This window comes from Pseudocnuella soli, assembly GCF_004347775.1.
Classification (GTDB): Bacteria; Bacteroidota; Bacteroidia; order Chitinophagales; family Chitinophagaceae; genus Flavisolibacter; species Flavisolibacter aquaticus.
The window spans coordinates 1,462,143-1,481,566 of record NZ_CP037755.1 but is presented as its reverse complement, the minus strand read 5'-3'; the positions used below and the strand labels follow the sequence as shown (position 1 = coordinate 1,481,566).

16 protein-coding genes and 1 tRNA gene are annotated in these 19,424 nt (G+C 47.6%); 7 read left to right on the top strand and 10 right to left on the bottom strand.

What is annotated here, in order from left to right:
• Window positions 1-86: 86 nt before the first annotated feature.
• The 6 genes from EPD17_RS06325 to EPD17_RS06305 all read left to right on the top strand — a co-directional run bounded on the left by EPD17_RS06325 (window position 87) and on the right by EPD17_RS06305 (window position 4,223).
• The gene (locus EPD17_RS06325) at window positions 87-1,934 is read left to right on the top strand and encodes a TonB-dependent receptor plug domain-containing protein (protein ID WP_132052709.1); all 1,848 of its coding nucleotides are present in this window, start codon (window positions 87-89) and stop codon (window positions 1,932-1,934) included.
• 89 nt (window positions 1,935-2,023) lie between these two features.
• Entirely contained in the window at window positions 2,024-2,350 is a 327-nt protein-coding gene (locus EPD17_RS20320) for a Dph6-related ATP pyrophosphatase (protein WP_204743327.1), read from the top strand.
• Window positions 2,338-2,766, top strand: a complete 429-nt coding sequence (locus EPD17_RS20315; protein ID WP_204743325.1) for a Dph6-related ATP pyrophosphatase — start codon at window positions 2,338-2,340, stop codon at window positions 2,764-2,766. The genes EPD17_RS20320 and EPD17_RS20315 overlap by 13 nt, the downstream gene beginning before the upstream one ends.
• Before the next feature lie 128 nt (window positions 2,767-2,894).
• Window positions 2,895-3,518, top strand: a complete 624-nt coding sequence (cobC, locus tag EPD17_RS06315; protein ID WP_132052707.1) for an alpha-ribazole phosphatase — start codon at window positions 2,895-2,897, stop codon at window positions 3,516-3,518.
• Between the two features lie 28 nt (window positions 3,519-3,546).
• Entirely contained in the window at window positions 3,547-4,128 is a 582-nt protein-coding gene (locus EPD17_RS06310) for a MarC family protein (protein WP_114236649.1), read from the top strand.
• A gap of 23 nt (window positions 4,129-4,151) precedes the next feature.
• Window positions 4,152-4,223, top strand: a tRNA-Arg gene (locus EPD17_RS06305).
• A 454-nt stretch (window positions 4,224-4,677) separates the two neighbouring features.
• On the opposite strand, the gene EPD17_RS06300 is transcribed toward EPD17_RS06305, so the two are convergent.
• Complete coding sequence (locus EPD17_RS06300; RefSeq protein WP_132052706.1) at window positions 4,678-5,220, bottom strand: hypothetical protein; 543 nt, start codon at window positions 5,218-5,220, stop codon at window positions 4,678-4,680.
• 175 nt (window positions 5,221-5,395) lie between these two features.
• Between EPD17_RS06300 and EPD17_RS06295 the strand changes: the two genes are divergently transcribed.
• Window positions 5,396-6,328: a winged helix-turn-helix domain-containing protein gene (locus EPD17_RS06295; RefSeq protein ID WP_132052704.1), complete on the top strand. Its 933-nt coding sequence runs from the start codon at window positions 5,396-5,398 to the stop codon at window positions 6,326-6,328.
• Between the two features lie 105 nt (window positions 6,329-6,433).
• Here EPD17_RS06295 and EPD17_RS06290 read toward each other — a convergent pair whose 3' ends face one another.
• From EPD17_RS06290 to EPD17_RS06255, 9 genes are all read right to left on the bottom strand, one after another.
• Window positions 6,434-8,770, bottom strand: coding sequence for a hypothetical protein (locus EPD17_RS06290; RefSeq protein WP_132052702.1), 2,337 nt, complete (start codon window positions 8,768-8,770; stop codon window positions 6,434-6,436).
• A 167-nt stretch (window positions 8,771-8,937) separates the two neighbouring features.
• Window positions 8,938-10,080, bottom strand: coding sequence for a DUF4249 domain-containing protein (locus EPD17_RS06285; RefSeq protein ID WP_132052700.1), 1,143 nt, complete (start codon window positions 10,078-10,080; stop codon window positions 8,938-8,940).
• 1 nt (window position 10,081) lies between these two features.
• Window positions 10,082-12,832: a TonB-dependent receptor plug domain-containing protein gene (locus tag EPD17_RS06280; protein ID WP_132052698.1), complete on the bottom strand. Its 2,751-nt coding sequence runs from the start codon at window positions 12,830-12,832 to the stop codon at window positions 10,082-10,084.
• A gap of 2 nt (window positions 12,833-12,834) precedes the next feature.
• A complete protein-coding gene (locus EPD17_RS06275) occupies window positions 12,835-13,572 on the bottom strand; it encodes a hypothetical protein (protein WP_132052696.1) in 738 nt (245 codons plus the stop codon).
• A gap of 812 nt (window positions 13,573-14,384) precedes the next feature.
• A complete protein-coding gene (locus EPD17_RS06270; protein ID WP_132052694.1) occupies window positions 14,385-16,958 on the bottom strand; it encodes a BamA/TamA family outer membrane protein in 2,574 nt (857 codons plus the stop codon).
• Between the two features lie 9 nt (window positions 16,959-16,967).
• Window positions 16,968-17,216, bottom strand: a complete 249-nt coding sequence (locus tag EPD17_RS06265; RefSeq protein WP_132052692.1) for a hypothetical protein — start codon at window positions 17,214-17,216, stop codon at window positions 16,968-16,970.
• A 146-nt stretch (window positions 17,217-17,362) separates the two neighbouring features.
• Window positions 17,363-17,536, bottom strand: a complete 174-nt coding sequence (locus tag EPD17_RS19895) for a response regulator (RefSeq protein WP_165929543.1) — start codon at window positions 17,534-17,536, stop codon at window positions 17,363-17,365.
• A 2-nt stretch (window positions 17,537-17,538) separates the two neighbouring features.
• Entirely contained in the window at window positions 17,539-17,919 is a 381-nt protein-coding gene (locus tag EPD17_RS06260; protein WP_132052690.1) for a response regulator, read from the bottom strand.
• Window positions 17,920-18,336: 417 nt separating this feature from the next.
• Window positions 18,337-19,398 carry an ATP-binding protein gene (locus EPD17_RS06255; protein WP_132052688.1) on the bottom strand — a complete coding sequence of 354 codons (1,062 nt, stop codon included), beginning with the start codon at window positions 19,396-19,398 and terminating at the stop codon, window positions 18,337-18,339.
• Window positions 19,399-19,424 lie beyond the last annotated feature (26 nt).

Sequence of the window (19,424 nt, the reverse complement as noted above, 5' to 3'; positions counted from 1 at the left end):
GAAAGGCATGAAATGTATTGGCAGCGTACGGGCCTGTATATTTCTTCCTCCATTTTTCTTGAGAGCAGTCACAAAACCAACAACAATTGAAAAAGGGATTTTTCGTGGTGACTGCAGCATTGATCAGCAGCTGGGCACAGGCACAAAACGACACCACATCGCTGGACCAGGTAATTGTAACCGCCAACCGTTTTCCGCAGAAACAAAGCACCACGGGTAAAGTAGTAACCGTGGTAACCAACGAACAGCTACAGCGTAGCGGCGGCAAAGACCTGGCGCAGTTGCTGAGCGAGCAAACAGGCATTACCATCAACAGCGCTAATGCCAATGCCGGTAAGGATAAATCTTTGTTTGTACAAGGCGCCTCTACAGCCTACACCGTAATATTAGTGGACGGCGTAACAGTGAATGACCCGTCGGGTTCGGGCGGCACGTTTGACATCCGCCTGTTTCCCATTGAGCAAATTGAGCGCATTGAAATATTGAAGGGTAGCCAAAGCACCCTGTACGGCTCCAGTGCCATTGCAGGCGTCATCAACATCATTACCAAAAGGGGCACTACGGCTAAGCCTTCGGTGGCAGGCTTACTGTCGTATGGCAGCTACAATACGCGGCGCGGCCAGGTGGGCCTCAGCCAAAAATTAAAAGCAATCGATTATAGCATCAATTATGAGCGCCTCAAAACCGATGGCATTTCCGAAGCAAAAGACACGACCGGTAAAGCGGGTTTTGATAAAGACGGATTTGACCGCCAATCCATCAACGCACAACTGGGCATCAATGTAACGGAAGGTTTGCGGCTGGCGCCATTTTATCGCTTTACCGAATTTAAAGGCGACTATGATGCAGGCTCATTTGCCGACGGCAATGCCCGCTACACCGGTAGCTTGGTAAATGCGGGCCTTATAGGCAAACTGGATTACAGCGGCGGTGCAGTCAACTTCAACTACGGCCACAGCTACACCAAACGCAATTACAACGGGTCGGCGCTTGCCGGTAATTTTCACCAGGCCGAAGCATTTGTTACGCAGGAACTTTCAAAACAACTGCAATTGCTGGCGGGTGTAAACTACCAAACCATGCGCATGCCCAAGCCTGATACTACCAACAACATCCTGAGCACTTATGCATCCTTGTTGTTGAAAACAGGCATTGGTTTTAATGCCGAACTGGGCGGCCGCTACAACCGCCACAGCCAGTACGGCGATAATTTTACCTACAGCTTTAACCCCAGCTACCTGCTGCACGACCGTGTAAAACTGTTTGCCAACCTGGGCACTGGTTTCAGGGCGCCGGGCATCTCGGAGCTGTTTGGGCCTTTTGGCGCCAACCCGAACCTCAAGCCCGAACACTCCCGCTCGTTTGAAGGCGGCGTGCAGGCATGGACGCCCAACAGAGACCTGTCGGTGCGGGCCAACTACTTTAACCGCCGTGTAAAAGACGTAATCATTTACGGCCGTACCGGCTACCAAAACCGCGACCAGCAACACGACCAGGGCGTGGAACTGGAACTGCAATACCAGCCGGGCAGCAAATGGAACTTCAGGGCCAACTACACCTACCTTGATGGCGAGATCACGCAAAAACTGCAGCCGGGCAAAGACACCAGCTATTTTAACCTGCTGCGCCGCCCACGCCACTCATTGAACCTGTTTGCAGGCTACCAGCTTACCGAGGCACTTTTTGTGAGCGCTACGGTGCAGCACATTTCGGGCCGCGATGATGTGTTTTATGATGCCAGCTTCCGTGCATTGCCCAAAAAGCTGAAAGCATACACTTTGGTGCATGCCTATGCCGAGTACCTGTTGGCGGCCAAACACCTGCGCATTTTTGCCGATGCCCGCAACCTCACGAACAACAAGGACTATATTGAAGTGTATGGTTATAATGTTCAGGGCTTTACCTTTCAGGGCGGACTGCGGTTTACATTGTAGTAAAAAAACAACGCTATATTTTGCACAACGTGAACGGGCCCCGTTCACGTTGTTTTTTTACACCCATATTTTTTACTTAAAAAATAACCATGCAACAAAAGGGCAAAGCATATATGAACTGGAGCGGCGGCAAAGATTCGGCGCTGGCGCTGCACCATGCACAGCAAAGTGGCATCGATGTAGCGGCGTTGTTTACCAGCATCAACGCGGCGCACCAGCGCATTACCATGCATGGCGTACGCAGGGCGCTGCTAGCGCAGCAGGCTGCGGCCATTGGCCTGCCGCTGGTTACTGCCGAATTGCCCTTGCTGCCTTCGATGGAAGATTACAACAACATCATGGGCCGGCATGTAGTGGAGCTAAAAGCACAAGGATTTGACACCGCCATCTTTGGTGATATTTTTTGGAAGACCTGAAGCAATACCGCGAAGCGGAGTTGGGTAAACATGGAATAAGCTGTCATTTTCCGCTGTGGCAAAAAGATTCGGCGCAACTGATGGAGGCATTTATTGCTGCGGGTTTTAAAGCCATTGTGGTGTGTGTAAATGGATCACTGCTGGACGAAAGCTTTTGCGGCCGCCTGCTCGATGCATCTTTTGTGGCCGACCTGCCTGCCGGCGTGGACCCCTGTGGCGAACGGGGCGAGTACCACAGTTTTGTGTTTGACGGGCCGATATTTAAAACGTCGGTGCCTTTTACCAAAGGTGGCATCACCACCCGTCACTACCCTGCGCCGAAAAGTGGCAATGATTGCTTTGCCGGCAAACCTGCACCGGATATGCCCTTTTACTTTTGCGACCTGGAGCCGGTGGCAGAAGCAGTTGCGATCTAGGCAATCTTTTTGATGGTGTTAGCTGCGCGGTTGCCGGGCCAACAATATGCACCGCGATTTGTCAATAAGATAAATGGGTGCTTCAGCACAGCGCCGGCGATCCAATTAACGGAACAGAACCCTTTACCATGATGGAACTTTACCTTATTCGCCATACCACGCCTGCAGTGGCTTCGGGCATTTGCTACGGGCAGGCCGACCTGGATGTGACCGATTCGTTTGCAACCGAAGCGGGCTGCATCAGCAAACACCTGCCGGCGCATATTGCGCAAGTGTACAGCAGCCCGCTGCAACGCTGCCGCAAACTGGCCGAACATCTTTTTCCGCAACACAACATTCGCTTCGATGACCGGCTGAAAGAGATCAACTGCGGCAATTGGGAACTGAGCCCTTGGGAAAGCATTGAAGCTGCGCACCTGCAACATTGGACCGATAACCTGGCAGATGCCGTGATCCCAGAAGGGGAAAGCTACCGGCAGTTGTACCACCGCGTGGCGCATTTTTATGATCAACTGCCCAAAATGGCCCCTGTGGCGGTGGTAACGCATGGTGGTGTTATCCGCAGCATGCTGGCGCACATGCAGGGCGTGGATATCCTGGATTCGTTTGAAGCTTTTCAAATTCGTTATGGTTGCACCATCCGCGTAGTGCACCAAACCGACGGGCACCAATACGAATACCTGCACAACCCCGACACGCCCCACGAAACACACCGGCCCCGCCATTTGCGGCCGGCAAAGGCAGGCTTTTAAGTGTGTACATTTGCGGCAAATCCAGCACATGGAATTCAACATCAAAGACCTGCTTACGGTTACGTTTACCCTGTTTGCCATCATCGACATCATTGGTTCGGTGCCCATTTTAATTACGTTGAAAGGCAAGCTGGGCGAAATCAGGGAAGCAAGGGCAACACTGATATCCGGCGGCCTGATGGTGCTGTTCCTGTTTATTGGCGAGCCGTTTCTCAACCTGCTGGGGCTGGATGTAAAATCGTTTGCCGTAGGCGGCTCAATTGTAATTTTTATATTGGGACTGGAGATGGTGCTGGGCGTTGAATTTTTCAAAAGCGAAAAAAACGAACGGGCCTCTACCGTGGTGCCCATTGCTTTTCCGCTCATTGCCGGCTCGGGTACGCTCACCACCATTATTTCCTTAAAAGCCAACTATAGCCAAACAACAGTGTTTGTGGCCATCCTGCTGAACCTGCTGATTGTGTTTGCAGTATTGAAATCACTGAGCTTCATTGAACGCATGCTGGGACCGGCTGGTTTAATTGCCATCCGAAAATTTTTTGGTGTAATATTGCTGGCTATTGCGGTAAAAATATTTGCCACCAATGCGCATGGACTGATTGTGAAGTAACGTAACTTGCGCACCCAAACTACGGCCTCGTAGTACAATGGATAGTATAAGGGTCTCCGAAGCCCTGGGTCCGCGTTCGATTCGCGGCGAGGCCACAGGACACGAAAAATGGTAATCTTCTACGAGGTTACCATTTTCTTTTTCCGCCAAAGCCCGCCTCCCGTCTGAGATTATATGGATTAACTACTTGACTCTTTTCGGTTCGAACCCGATCATTTCCTGGCTATACCTTACCCATCTGTTCCCGCACTCAATTTGGCATTTAAAGTCTTTCAGCAAAGCCGGTAACACCGTTCATTCATTTGTAATAACTGCACGTTAATTGATTTGCTCTTTGCAATGACTTTTCGTTACTATACGTCCTTTTCCGAGGTATTAGGAAAGCCAGCACCGCTTTAATAATCACCTGCAAAAATTATCACGAGTCCGACCTTTTGTGCGGCATTGATAGCAGCCTTCAACTGCTCCTTTAGCAGGATTACCTTTAATAACGCCAAGCTATTGTAAACCATCCACAGGTGAACCATGGGTATTTTGTTATCGATCTACTCAGCAACCACCTTTTTTAGGCACACGTTTAAACACCACTTTGTTGTCTCGTTCCACATAGTCTGCCGATAAAATAGGATATGAATATTTTGGCGCATGTGATACAACGCGGCTTCTGATCAATATTTTGTCGCCTAGGTTCAGTCTTTGCAATTGCTGAAATTCATTAGACTGTTGCGGTCCAAAACTTACAATGAAATCGTCGCCATTAATATTTACCATAAAGCCGAATCCCAAACGTGAGCCCGGCGGAAGCGCAAGTGCAGTTACAACAGCTTCCAAATTGGTATAATCCCTAATGGACTTATTTATTTTAGCCTCGCTGGCATATACTTTTCTTCCTGCCGCAGAAGCTTCCCATTGCTTGAACCGTATACCCTCTGGTGTGGCCTCCCATTGTTCTAATGCTGCGTTTCTGTCTGCCGCAGTGGGCGGCTTTGCAATTGATGTTTTTGGCGTTTCAATATTGGGTTTGTGGTTGGCAAATACCAACCCGCTTACCACAACCAATGGCAGGAGCATAGCATAAATAACCTTTTTCATATTCTTTGTATTTTTAATGATTATCCATCCAGCTGTCGCGAAAGCAAACCCGACGTAACCTACCCTTTTCGAATTCCTTTCCAGTTGGTGCAATAAAAATACACTGCTGGCGTGCAGCCGAACGAACCAGGATTGTAACGAATACTGTAAACTTTGTAAATAAAAGCTTGACATCATGTTTGCTGCGAGAACTTTGTTGTCCGTGGAACGAAACCACCTGGGCGGATTGCTGTTACTTACAACAATTGCTATAATCTGCGTGGCCTTCAGCATGACCGGCAGTGATGATTTTGCCTTTGCCAGAAGGGAAGTTTTGCTTCGCCAGATTGGACATGAAGTATTGCTTCATTCGGGCGACCGTACATCACGGGTGCTCCCGGTAAAAAAAACCGGAGGAAACGAATACCTGATCAGTTTTGAGCAGCCTTTTGCTTTTCAACCCGACTCACTGGTGCACATTACTCAACGTTCGCTCGCCAACGACCCACTCACAAGCGATTACGTAGTTAACGTACTGAACTGCAGCGATTCCAGCGTGGCTTATGGCTATGCAATTTCCGGAAATAAAAAAGATGACATTATAGCCTGCCTCGGCAGAATGCAGCCTGAAGCCTGTTACCTGATAAACATCAAGTTTCAATCTGCAGCAACAGGCACAACAAAGAATCTGAATCTTCTGGGCGGACTGGTTTTATTAGCCGTTTTGGGATACTTTTTTTTAAGACCGGCTAAACCACGCAATCTTTTACCCGATCACCGGTCTGTTGTACCCGAGGATCTCCCTCTCGGATTTCAGGATGCGTCTACCGCGATATTTACGTTGGGAAGCACGTTGTTTAATATGGAAACACGCAAGCTGGTGATCAATGAACAAACAATCGAGCTGACCAAAACCGAAACCCGGCTACTTCACATTTTCGCAACCACACCTAACGAGGTAATAGAACGATGCCGGCTGCAGAAAGAGATATGGGAAGATGAAGGTGTGATAGTAGGGCGCAGTTTGGATATGTTTATATCAAAACTCAGAAAAAAGCTGGAACCTGATCCCAACATTAAAATAGCTGTAATACGCGGTAAAGGATATAAGCTAGAAACTAATGGCTGAATTGGTTCAGGCATGCTCATCTCTTCAGCTTAATAGTAGCATGGACTGTAAAGTTACGCTTCGATGCCCGTGTTGCTGACCCACTTAATAAAGCAGTGACAAATGCTATTCGGAAGCCTTGACCTCAAAAAATTTTCGTGTAAAAAAGATAGCGCCATTTGCACCAATGCCTCGAATAGTTACAGCATACCTGCCCGGCACATCGGATGTAAAAAAGTGTATGCTACTATTACCATTATTGCCAGTATTTACATCAGGGTTCCAATACAGCAACGTCCGAAAATCAGCCCGACGATCGTTCTTTTCCAGGTTGGTGTTATAGGCAGGGCTATAAAACTTCCGTTTGTTTTGCAACGCATCAAAATCCATAATTGTATGTGTCGTATCCAGGCGAAAACCGCCCAATAATCCATCATAGGTGCGAAAAGAGGCGATCCCCTCCATCTTTGCAAAACCCATCCAATAATTGGGGGTCACCACTTCAAGGCGCTGCACCTTGCGTGGATCGAGCCCCATGATCCTGTTGCCAGCGTCGAACATGGGCAAGCCGTCGAGTAATACAAACGGCATTTTAGTGGGAGCAGCAATCCCATCTTCCATACCAAACATAATTATCCGGGAGTTCCCTTGTCTTTTACGAACTGCCAACTCACGAACATATTCTACCATCACCTCTTCCAGTGTAGTAAAACGGGTATAATCATCCAGGACATACGCAGTGGTTGGTTTTCCATAAAAAGCGGCAGTATCCTTTTTAGCCGCTTGCACCTCAGCCTGCCGGCTTCCATAAAAAGAACGCCACACCTGCATATTGATACTGCGCTGCAGCAAGGCTTGCGTGGATTGGGTGCTTACCGCGAACTTATCGCTATCTGCTGCCGCAAACACATCAGAAAATGGATTATTTAAATCGATGCGCAACAAACTATCCTGGTCACCGAGCAAAGCCACGGCAAGCCTTTGACCGTACACGTTTTTCGTGTTGAAATACAGACTTCCATCCGGTTGGCTTTTGGCAGAAAACAGCTTAAAATCTTTTCCTGGAAAAGAAAGAAATGCCTGCACGCCTGCTGCAGGCGCCCCGGTGAGCCGATGAACAACCCTGCCACTCACAACATGGCCTTCGGGTTCGGGCAGATGCCTTAGCTCCAGAGGTTCGTTATTCAGAATACGCTTCCAATCAAATCGCGGCTTTGCACATACCAATACAAGGTTATCCAGCAATGCATTGGGAAAAGCCAGTATGCTGTCCATATCAAAATGGGGCGGCAATGAAACGCCAGGTGTTCCGCTGTGAAGAAAGTACGCGGAAAAAATATCTGTTTCGTTTGCACCCGATAACGAATCAACCAGGGAAACGCTTACCGACAAAGTTGCCGGCAATGGCTCCCTATTCGCACCGGTTGTAGCAAGCTTTAAAGATACCTTACTGCGTAAATCATAAGTTGGCTTTTCAAGTTCGGCCTGCACGTGGTGCAACCGTTCGGGCTTATTAAAAAAGGGCCGCGTACCCGCAAGCTGCTGTTGCGCATCGAATAAAGAAATGTGCACGATGCCAAAGCCCAAATCCTTTTTGGAAACAGTAACCGAGCCCTTGCCGTTTTTAATGTCCACAGTATGCTCGCCAAATAATTGTTGTTCATGATGCAACAGCAACAAAGCCTTTCCTTGCTGATCACTACTTTGGACGTCAATTTGCAAACTGCCACCCGACGCTGCTTCCTGCACCTGCAAAACATATCCGGCTTCCTGCACTGCAGGCAGGTTTTTAATTACCCGTTCACCATTTTTCAGTAACAGCACAGCCTTGTACAACGTGTTGCGCTGTGGTGTGAAGCGAAAATTCCCTACACCCTTTTGGCCTGCATTGAAATGCAGGACGGTATCATTTTCCTGGGTGATGATCAGCCCGGTAACGCCATCAACCTTATCGGGATTTCCTTTTACCCGAAAGGCAACATTTGAATGTAGCCCCTGTACCAGCTGGCTTCCTTCGGGAAAAAAATTTACGTCGACGCTACCATCCTCCGCGATGGGTATGCCAGCTCCTTCTTCAAGTGTATTGACGATAGCCAGCTTTTGGTGGAAATAAAAATCAGGAGCAAAATTTTTCATCCAGCTGGTATAGGCACGTATTACAAAACCACCGGTTTTCAATCCTGCAGGCAAATCCAAATAGCCATTGCCGGCGCCGCTATCAAGTGGCACTTTTACCTGTACCACAGGAACGTTTTCCGCATCCAATAGTTCTACAGATGCAACTTTACTTAAACCGGCCAATCCGCCGGATCGCCCATTGATACAATATATTTTAAACCAAACAGTTTCACCCGCCAGGTAAAACGACCGGTCGGCATGTAAATACACCTGTTCGACAAATACCTCTTCCCCAACATTTTGGGACCTTTCAGCAAGGTTTGCACCGGGTGCCTGTGCTTCCATATCTATGTGAATGGAGGTAAGCGCTAATAAAATAAAAATCCACCTGCAGCATTTTAGCGACATAGTAAAGGCAATTTTTACCGGCAAAAAATTTGAACCATAATTATATACCCAGTGGTTAGCCATCTGGAAAAAATATTTATCTAAAAACGAAACCCGCGGCCGGCCTACCAGAAGGAGGGCTTAACGCTGCTACCTCTTAGGGTGCAGTCTAAACAGCCGGTAAGCGAAACCTGGTATCCTTTCACCGCCCTCGGGTCGCCAACCATTTCGTAGGGTGCAAATAAGCCGGATGACAGGTACTTGCGCAGGCTATCCTGATGATTATCCACGTATGTTGTTTCACAACCAAATCCGTATGTTGACGGGATTTCAGTACGATCAATGAATATGCGCTGCTCGTGAACCGGTGTGGCGGTGATATAGCCAATCACCTTTTCTGATGGATTGGTAACACAGGTCATATTTCCAAAAGTCTCTGATGGTTGCGGATCGAATATGGAACCCAACGACTCGGTATTGGAACGCATTAAGGTGAAAAAATCATAACCACCCCGCTCCAATGCGTATTGCTTTACCAGTATGCTGTACCGCACACTTGTTTTTTCAGAATCATAGGGAATAAAAATTACCGGGGCACGGCTGATAACATCATTGGACAAGTGTGCCGAAGAGCCAATAAAAATATTGTTAGACGGCACTGTTTTCCAACAAATAAACATTTGATCAATTTCCGAAGGTTCGCGTGGTACTACCCGAGGAATAGGATCGTTGATGTACTTAAAATTGTACGAATAAGAAGAATGGAACTCCCAGGTTTCGGAAAAATCCCATTTATAATAGCGGGTGTTGGCCTGTGGGTTGTGTGTATCCACATAGATCTGCACGCCATTGGGCTTCAACTCCCAATACACTGAATCGATCGGCGGATTAACCTGCACCGACACCGGGGCCGATTGGTATTCGCTGCCGCCTGAAGTTCGGATCCGCAGTTGGTACCTGGTTTCCGGATTAAGATCATTTACAACGGAAGCATACTGACCGTTCGTGGTCTCCACTAGCGGATACGCAGAATTATCTGCACCAATGATCGACACCGAAGCACCGGATTCAGGTTGGATGTTATTGGCGCTGCTTAAAGGCAAGGTTCTGCTCAACTTGATGTTGGTGATGCCTTTAGGGTTGATGAACCCTTCCACAACGAGCAGATTACTTTGGCCGGGCCGCACTTCAGCTTCGTAACGTTCCCTGCAGGAATACAAATGAAACAGTAATAATACAACCGCGGCAAATGTTTGGCTCATCCTCATGTCAGAACCGGATATTGTAGTTGATAAATGGAATCATGCTGCCGAAAATGGAAAGCTTATACCCGCTGATCACGCCATTCTCAGAAGTGTAGTAAACAGAATAAGGATTCTTACGGCCAGTAATGTTGTAAATACCGATCGTAAAAGAGTTATGCGTTAGCTGATGCACTTTGTGGTTGCCTTCGATATTCATCGAAAAGTCGGACCGGAAATAATCAGGGATCCGGTATGCATTTCGGTCCGAGTACAATGCCCGCTCCGAACCGCTGTAAAAGAAGCTGCCAATGGGCAGTGTAATGGGGCGGCCGGTGCTGTATGTAATATTCAGGGAAACACTGAAGCGCTGGTTCAGTGCATAGTTTCCCGCCAGCGTACCATCATGGGGCTTATCATAATTTGCAGGGTAGTACTCCCCCATGTTCACCAAAGGACCTACCTGCAAATCATCCATTTTAAGTAGTGTTCTGGAATAGGAATAACCAAACCAGCCGTTCAATTTCCCACTCTTCTTTTTTACCATCAATTCCACGCCGTAGGCTTTCCCTTTTGCGTTGATTACATCGCGTTCAATCTCCCGGTTTAGCACCAGTTGTGCGCCGCTCCGGTAATCCAGGATATGTTCCATGCGTTTGTAATACACTTCAAGCGAAGTTTCAATTGAATCCTTACCGAAGTTTTTGAACAAGCCTAACGACACCTGCGTTCCAAACTGAGGCCTGATATTGTTATCGGAAAGTTTCCAGATATCAGTTGGCGAAATAGCGGTAGTATTCGACAACATATGAATAAACTGGCGGAGGGTATTGTATCCTGCCTTGAGCGAAGTATTTGGCGTGAGTGAGTACTTTGCCGAAAAGCGCCAATCGGGCCCCTGGTATGTTTGTAACACCTCGCCGGCCCCTTTTTGCATTACACCGATAAAAGTACTTTCATTTTTAGGCTGGTTGGGCGCATAAATGTTGGTATGACGTGGCCCCAGGTAATGATACAACATGTAGCGCAGTCCGCTGCTGAAGGAAAGCTTTTTACTAACATCGAACTTGTGGCTGATATAAGCGGCACTTTCCAGCGCTTGTTCGGCATCAATGATCACCGGCGTTACCATAGAAGCTTTGCCAACTGGCATAAAAGAACCCGGCCGGAGGCTATAGTAAATGGTGCCTGCGCCAAATTCAAAAGCATGCCTTTCGTTCAGGGTGTACACAAATTCACTTTTCAGGTTGTACTGACGAATACCGAACGACATTCGGTAAGCGTTAACTCCATTGGACTCACTTGTATTTTGATATCCGTAATCATCCAGTCCGGCTAAAAATGTTGCTGCCAGTTTTTGCGTAAATGAATGGCTGAACTTGGCGGAAACGGAGCGATTCTGATAGCCAAACAGCGTGTCGCTGTTTAGCCGGAACTGGTCGCCACTGGCATAGCCATTCAACTGCAGGTCGCTACGCGGGCCCATTTTAAAGCTGGTGATCAGGTTAAGATCGTAAAACGAGGCAGCGCTGTTGCGGTAGTTTTCCGGTAGTAACTTAAGCAGCCAATTGGCATAGGTAGTTCGGGCGCCGAAATTAAAAGACGCCTTGTCCCGGATGATCGGGCCTTCTACATTCAGGCGGCTTGTAACCAATCCAATACCTGCAGAGCCGGTGTATTTGGTGGTATTTCCTTCCCTGGCCGTAATATTCAACACAGAAGATAACCGGCCACCGTATTTAGCAGGAATGCTGCTTTTGAACAACGCAACATCTTTGACCATTTCAGGATTGAAGGCAGAAAAAAAACCAAAGAAATGAGCTGGGTTGTAAATGCTTGCATTGTTAAATAGAATCAGGTTTTGATCTGTACCGCCACCCCTCACATTGAAGCCAGTACCCGCCTCGCCGGTAGACTTCACCCCAGGCAGCGTTAAAATCACTTTTAAAACATCAGCCTCCCCAAAAACTACAGGCACACGCTTAATGGCCTTAATGGTGAGGCGTTCCACACCCAACGAAGTGTTGTTGATGCTGGTGTTTTGTTGTGTTGTTACTGTTACATCCTGTAACGTCTTGACCTCATCTTCCAGTGCAACAATCATACTGCCGTCGCCTTCAACCAAAAGGCGCCTTGTAGCCTGCTGTTTACCGAAAGCATTCACCGACAGTTCATGCCGCCCTGTTGAAAGTTGCAACCGGTAGACCTGCCGATCTGCGCCAGGTGGTGCTACAACCTTGCCGTCCAAGACAACGATACTGCTCAAATTTGCCGCTGCGGATTGCGCATCTACGATTGTTAAATGAAGGGTAGCGTTGTTGCTGGTACCAAGTGGGCTTTTTGCTCCAATCCGGTGAATTTTTTCATTTGCAAACAACTCCTTTTCATCGCCAGCACGCTTAGCCTCTAATAAAGCTTCCGTGCTTGAAATGACGCTATCCACCCGATTTCGTTTAGGCAGTACTGTAACAATTGGGGCGCCCTTGGTAAGGAACACCGTTCGGCGCTGGTCAAAACTTGCGTAAAAATCAGTGCCGGCAAATGCCCGGCTCAACACTTCCTTTATCGGCATTTCTTTTACTTGCATGGTAACGTGGAAGGAGTCGAAAAGAGCCGGATCGTAATACACTCTTAATTTAGATTGCTCTTCTAACGCTGCTACAAAAGACTCGATATCTGCGTCAATGAAGTTAGCAGTGATGACTACCTCATTTGTCTGCTGCGTCCGGCCAATGAAGGAACATCCCAGTAGTATCAACAGCCAACAGCAGTACTTCATATCTATCCGTTTAACTGGTTATAAAATGTGACCGCTTGTAAAAGTGTTGCTTCGGGATGAGCACGATAGCGCAGTTTTTTACTTTTAAGAAACCGCTGCACTTCCTTTTTATGATCGGATAGCAGGTTAAGGAGTGAAGCTTTGCTGTTAACGATTGTGTATGCCCCATCTTTACCCAGGTAGAATTGGTCCTTCGCGGAAACGTGCACCTGAACTTTGTTATCAGCAATGAGCTGTTGCAGGGACCGAACTCTTTTTACCAGCAGCGAAATTTTGCCCAGCGCCACAACGTCATAAAATCCGCAACGCAGTCCCACTGCCTGCAATTTATCGGCACAGATATGAACAAACCGATGCCCTTCGATGGAAAATGAGTCTACCTGTTCCTTTACCAGTTGAATTTTTTGTAGGGTCGAGTCGTTATATACCACCAGGTTATCAGTTGCGAGGTTGTATAACATCGGCACTTCCGCATATGTGCTGCCGTCATAAGTAACCTGCCCCTTTATCCATTTATCCGACTGAAAATAAGGATGGCCCACTGAAAATTGAAAGTCGTAGTCCTGGTATTGATGGCCCCGGTAAACACCTAGGTTAGCACCAAAAATTGTATTATACTTTTTCAGAAAGAGGTTGGCGCCGGGTAGATGCACTGTATCAGCCACCAGCTTCTGGGCCTCGGCACGGCAATGGCACAATAAGGACAGGAAAACGAATAGATAAAGCAGTGGCTGGTTCATATGTTGGGCAATCGGGCATTTAGGAACAACTGACTAGAGGCTTCGAAACATTTAAGGTAAAACTAATTTGTGTTTTGCCAGTTGTTATGTTGAGAATGGCTCTAAAAGGATAATGCGATATGATTCTATTTTCAAAAGAAAAACCGCCTCCCAAAAAAGGCTTAAGCTTAAAGCATTTTTGATAAATGGGTGAGCATATTTATACTGCCGTTGGCCCGCCTGCTCTTCGGCCGCCTCATGTCAATGCGATGAACAACAAGATGAATACTGCAACGCCTATAATTCACACCAATGGAAAACCATATTAGTTTGCGCCTCTGCCCCTACCTGTTTCAACATTGAGTTCTGCACTTTTGTCCTGCGCATAAGCCATTTCAGCTTCCAAAGCTTTCTTTATCGATAGACAGATGCCTCTCACAATTACGTTTCTGAAAAAAGAAAAATATGCCACCACTGTCCATTTTCACAATACTCCAGTATACAAACATCCATTAAAACTCAGCCGGTGCCAGTCCTTTGTCAACAGTTGGGGGCTAAGATGCATCGTTACCTGTGGACATAATACCTACTCCAATGGCCGCTAACATCATAATTTAAATATCAATTCCCTGGCTAGAGTATGAATGCTAACCAATAGCTGTAGACAAAAAAATACGACCGTGAACGGTATGTTCATCTATCTAAAAGAAAACGGATACAATTGAAACACAAGTAAAAGACCACTTGCATTTTTAACGGTATAAAGTTAGGCCAGTGAATATTTATTCATCGTTTCCAAAGTAGCCGTAAGACCACATGAGCCTCTATATAACTCATATTGGTTTGCTCAATCGAAAATGCAACCTTCCGCCATCCTCCGACAAGCCATATGTAAATGAGACCATGCCCACGTTAAAAGGTGCAACAAAAAAGCCACCACCATATCCCGGGTGCCATTTCTCCGACTGCTCCCCTGGCTGCCATACCCGCCCTATATCGTACAGGCCTATCAGACCGGCTTTGCCATTGAACAGGTAGCTTTTCAGATCAAATATCCACTGCAGCTCGTTGCTGGAGTAAACAGCTGTTTGCCCCCAAAACCGGTTGCGGATAAAGCCGCGGAGCATTTGGCTGCCGCCAATGGAATTGAGCTGGTATAATTCCGGGTTTCCGCTAAGCGAAGCTGCACCCCAACGGGAAGCCAGCACCATACGCTGATGCAGCGGAACATACACCTGAAGACTACTGTTGTAATGGGTAACAGCACCATTAGCACGGGCTGCATTCAGCGTATGGGAAATATTGCCCTTCAACACAGCACCTTTTGTGGGCACCACACCATCGTTAATCCATCCCCATGCAAAGCCTAATTTTCCGCCCACATAATATTTGCGTTGCAAAAAGTCTGGGTCATCCTTGAAGTACTGTGTGGCAAACCGTTCTTCATCATTTAATATGCTCACTGTCTGAAAAAGCAAGCCAGCATCTACCAAAAAGTATTTTCCAAAGTTGCGGCTAACCCCGATGCCCCCTGCTGCTTCGCTGGTGCGTACCCGGTGATAACTGCGGTTGCCCCATTCCCTTTTTGTTTCGTTACCGATCCCAAAAAAGTTCATCCACCGCACCGGGTCGTAGCCAGCCTGCAGATGCAGGTTCCATTGTTTCCAAAACTGGTTGATGGTGCCTTCGTAAGCAAAGCTAATGGCGCTTTGTACCAGCGAGTAGCGGGCATAAACGCCATGCTCATGCGCAAAGGGCTGCCTGCGCCATTTGTATTGCCTGGTTTTGTATCCAACGCCAGCGTACAAACGGTCATCGCGGCTATAAAACAGGAGCGGCTTAAAGGAACTGTGGCTGTAATGAAAACTATTGTATTGATACAGGTGCACGGCCGTGTCGTTACTCAGGCGCAAAGCAGTGGAAGGCCCCGCTTCAATGATATTTTGGTCATCATCGTAAATCAGCAACCTTTTCTTGTTACCCAGTGAACTGTCTTTGATATGGTCCTGCCCCGGCCCACCGATAATGCGCACCTTGGTACCGGCCGCTGTTGTTCCGCTCACAACAAACTCATCCTGCCCATCAATGCCATACAGGCGTATCTCTTTTGTTTCCTTGCTGCTGAATAGTCGCGAGTAATAGGGCACTGCTGCCTGGGTGCCCTCACTGTCGACGTGGTACACCTGCACCTTGATTTGTTGCCCTTGCTGCCATTCCACTTCAAAATGATCTTTGCCTTTTGTGCCGGTCACATCTACTTCCCGGGCCAGAAAATAATAATATGCGCTGGCAAGGTCCGGCAGTTTGTTGCGCCGCGCTTTTAAGATGGCAGCAATCTTTGCTCCTGACACAGCATAAACTTCCGCGGGCAGCTGGCTCACCGCTGCATCAATCACAGCATCGGTCACAGCATTGCGCAAATCGGCTGCAATGTTCATCCAATCCTTTAAGGTAGGCTCGTTGGCCATCTGACGATCCAGGTGGCGTGCCGGGAAATTAAAGGTGGCTATGTTTTTGACATCAGAATCAAAGGTCTGCAAGTGTTTAAGCCCTGCAATAGACATAATGCTTTGCAGCAGCAGGCCATCGAAGCGGGTATAGGTCTGATCACGGTCCCTGGGAATGGGCTGATAAATGTATTGCCCATCCTGCTCAAACCTGCCCCAGCGCCATTGGTCCTCATGGCGGCCCCAGTCACCAATAAAAATATCAAATAGCCTTGCCCGGACGAAGGCCAGCTGGTCTACCCGGTGCCTGCTGTTTTCCAGTAAATGTTCCTGCAGCTTTTCGGTGCCGATTATTTTGGGGGCATAGCCAAAATTGGGTGCCGTTTCCCAGTTCTCATCCGGCCGCTGTTCAAAAAGGTATAGTGTGTTGCCAAACGCCCCATTGAATGAATCGAGGCGAGGCTGCGCCGGTATGTAAACAATTTGAGGTTGGGTGTGGTAGATTTTTGCCGCTGCAGCAAGCCGGGGAATGGTAATGGCAGCATATGGATGTGCGATGGATGCCTGATCATTGATCAGGCTTTCCACAAATGTGTTCCGAAAGATAGGGGGCAATGCTCCGCCAAAGCTTTTGTCAATGCTGCGCAAAACATATTCGCGGTTGGCACTGTCGTGCAACCGGAGTGTTTTGCTTTGCCGGCCGCCACCGGCCCCATATGGCACCAGGCCGCCGCCGAGTGTATCCAGCAGCACAGCCTTTACCCTAATCGGTGTGATCCACTCATTACGGTAATGGCTGCCCCAAAGCCGCTGGTGCAATTTGCCCCGTTGGTACTGCGGCCCGGCCTGAAGCGTTAGGGTGGTGTCAGCATCACCAAACAGGGGCGTCTGCCCATGCAGCGGGCAAGGCAGGCAATGCAATGCCCAACCCAACATACAGGTAAAATAAAGCCGGCTCATATGGGCTTTTTAAACTTCTTCATAGTGTACTTCGTGCCCGATACATGGGCACATTCTAGCTCTTGCATATTTTGTGCCGGAGCAAGGGCAAAGGGTAAATGGTGCAGTAGGAAGCTGTAGCAAAAAATCGTTTCCAATCACGATCAGTTCAATCAGCGCACTGAGTTTGGTGCAGCCTGCGCTGTTTTGTTTGGCATGCAAATGCACCGTCGACCAGAAGTATAAAGTTTGGCGGCCTGCCATAAAGTTGGCTGCCATGATTTTTGTGCCTATGAAATAGAAAGAGCCTGCTTAAAACAGCAGGCCGCAACCAAAACGAAACTACCCAGATGGATGTGCCGATGGATAAAAAGCCGGCAAAAGAGCCCTTATCAGGCTGGGATCAGCAGCCAGGGTCAAAGCAACTAAGCACTGCATATGCCTGCAATTTCTTCGATTGCATCGCGAAGATGATTTATGGAAAGGGGCTTTTCAATCATTGCCACATTATACAAGTCAAAAAAGACTTTGTCCTCAACGCGAACAGAAGTAGTAAATACAACAACGGGAATATTTTGCAATGACGGGTGCTGCTTCATCTTCAGCAATGTTTCCCTGCGGAGTGTTTAGGCATATTGATGTCCAAAACAATTAAGGAGGGATGATGGGCACGGTCCAGGGCTTTTACATGATCAAACAGCTTCTGACCATCTGCAAACTCAATCATGTCATGATTCGGAGCATGTCTTTTCAAAAACTCTCGGATCAGTTCTAAATCATCGAGATCATCGTCTACCCAAAAATGGTGTGCTTTGTATGGCCGGCTCATTTTTCCACGGCGCAAGTTCTTTAGGGTGAAACCATATGGTACAGTCAAAAAATAAGGGAGTGCAAAGATGGTTGTAGTGATTTCTATGCTACTGTTGTAATTGGCCAGGCAGGCATGGGCAACGGCCAAATGATAAAACAGTGCGGTGGACACAAAAGAGCCAAATAGAAATTTAGTTTGACCAATTCAAGAAAGAAAAGTCCATTGATAAAAGTGTCAATGACACAGGTAAAAAATGTTGTTTATAGGTTTAATTTATATCAACAGTTTCCTTTTGGGTTTGGGTAATGATTGCTACAGCATGGCTGTGTATGCAGGTTAAAACAAGGTTTTTTTAGCGTATATAAATTGCCTAATTGTACAGCGGTGCATTCAACGATTGGAAATATATCCATCCGATTAGTGACCGCTTGGTGGCTGGACTGAAAAGAACCGGTTTGCTTAGCGCTGTACTGAAAAGGGATTGTCCTTTTGCTGCTAGACGTTTCATTACTGGGTGCAATGTGTAGGAAAACCGCTCAGCCCCTATTCATCTATTTACCATGAAATAGTCGCTTTTGGCATACCTATTTACGCAGTAATATATCGGTTGTTCACCTGTTGCCTGTGCAGGCGAATATTGAATGTTGCACCAACACCAACCTTACCCGATGCCGTTATGTCGCCATGATGTACGTCCACTATCCGTTGGCACAACGCTAGGCCAATGCCCACGCCGTCGTACTTTGTGGTATGCAGGCGTTGAAACGGCTGGAATAGTTTGGCCGCCATTTCGTTGTTGAAGCCAATACCGTTATCGGCGCATTCGATCATTACATATTCATGATCCGTAGGTTTTTCCGAAATGCTGATGTGCGGCGCCACATCATCCTTGCTATATTTAAGCGCATTTGAAATCAGGTTTAAAAACAACTGGTACATTTCGCCAGGTATGGCATCAATAGTTGGCAGGTGCGCTACTTTAACTGTTGCATTTTTCTCCGCTATCTGCAACTCCAGATCCATTAACACTTCCTCCACCGTTTTCTTTAAATCTACCGGCACAAAAACATGGCGCACAAAAGTGATCTTGGATAATTCGGCGATGCCGCCGATAAGGGCATGCATCCTTTTTGCCGACGATTGAATCTTTTCAAGCTGTACCCGTTCCTTTTCCTGTATGTTGCCGCTCGACAACAGGCAATCAGAAAAGATCAGGATTTTTCGAATCGGCTCCTTTAGATCATGAGAAGCCAGGGAAGCATAGTTTGCATTTTCTTCGTTTGTTCTTTCCAGCAGCAATCGCTGCCGCGCCAGTTCCTGCTCCACCATTTTCTGCGCCGTAATATCGCGTAAAGAAAGCAACGATGCCACTTGCCCATCCCACGTAATATGCGAAGCCAGCATTTGTACCGTCAGCACTTCACGGCCTTTGAGCACTTCTATTTCCTGCACCTCGTGGGGCATAATGGGAAAACCAAAAGCCTGGCCGGCCAGTTGGTCCGACGTGAGGGAAAATAGTTCCTGTGCAGCCCTGTTTGCATAAATGATATTACCGCTGTTGTTTACAACCAGCACAGCATCCAGTAAGTGCTCCAGTATGGCGTCGGTGGCCCGCATCATCTTTGATCCGTTCTCCATTTCAATTATCATGCTCGCAACAGCGGTTGGTTAAGGTG

Bases quoted from the DNA above. Each gene is read 5' to 3' on its own strand.
- EPD17_RS20320 (WP_204743327.1), top strand. From the start codon at position 2,024: ATGCAACAAAAGGGCAAAGCATATATGAACTGGAGCGGCGGCAAAGAT.
- cobC (WP_132052707.1), top strand. From the start codon at position 2,895: ATGATGGAACTTTACCTTATTCGCCATACCACGCCTGCAGTGGCTTCG.
- EPD17_RS06310 (WP_114236649.1), top strand. From the start codon at position 3,547: ATGGAATTCAACATCAAAGACCTGCTTACGGTTACGTTTACCCTGTTT.
- EPD17_RS06300 (WP_132052706.1), bottom strand. From the start codon at position 5,220: ATGAAAAAGGTTATTTATGCTATGCTCCTGCCATTGGTTGTGGTAAGC.
- EPD17_RS06295 (WP_132052704.1), top strand. From the start codon at position 5,396: ATGTTTGCTGCGAGAACTTTGTTGTCCGTGGAACGAAACCACCTGGGC.
- EPD17_RS06290 (WP_132052702.1), bottom strand. From the start codon at position 8,770: ATGGAAGCACAGGCACCCGGTGCAAACCTTGCTGAAAGGTCCCAAAAT.
- EPD17_RS06285 (WP_132052700.1), bottom strand. From the start codon at position 10,080: ATGAGGATGAGCCAAACATTTGCCGCGGTTGTATTATTACTGTTTCAT.
- EPD17_RS06280 (WP_132052698.1), bottom strand. From the start codon at position 12,832: ATGAAGTACTGCTGTTGGCTGTTGATACTACTGGGATGTTCCTTCATT.
- EPD17_RS06275 (WP_132052696.1), bottom strand. From the start codon at position 13,572: ATGAACCAGCCACTGCTTTATCTATTCGTTTTCCTGTCCTTATTGTGC.
- EPD17_RS06270 (WP_132052694.1), bottom strand. From the start codon at position 16,958: ATGAGCCGGCTTTATTTTACCTGTATGTTGGGTTGGGCATTGCATTGC.
- EPD17_RS06265 (WP_132052692.1), bottom strand. From the start codon at position 17,216: ATGGCAGCCAACTTTATGGCAGGCCGCCAAACTTTATACTTCTGGTCG.
- EPD17_RS19895 (WP_165929543.1), bottom strand. From the start codon at position 17,536: ATGAAGCAGCACCCGTCATTGCAAAATATTCCCGTTGTTGTATTTACT.
- EPD17_RS06255 (WP_132052688.1), bottom strand. From the start codon at position 19,398: ATGATAATTGAAATGGAGAACGGATCAAAGATGATGCGGGCCACCGAC.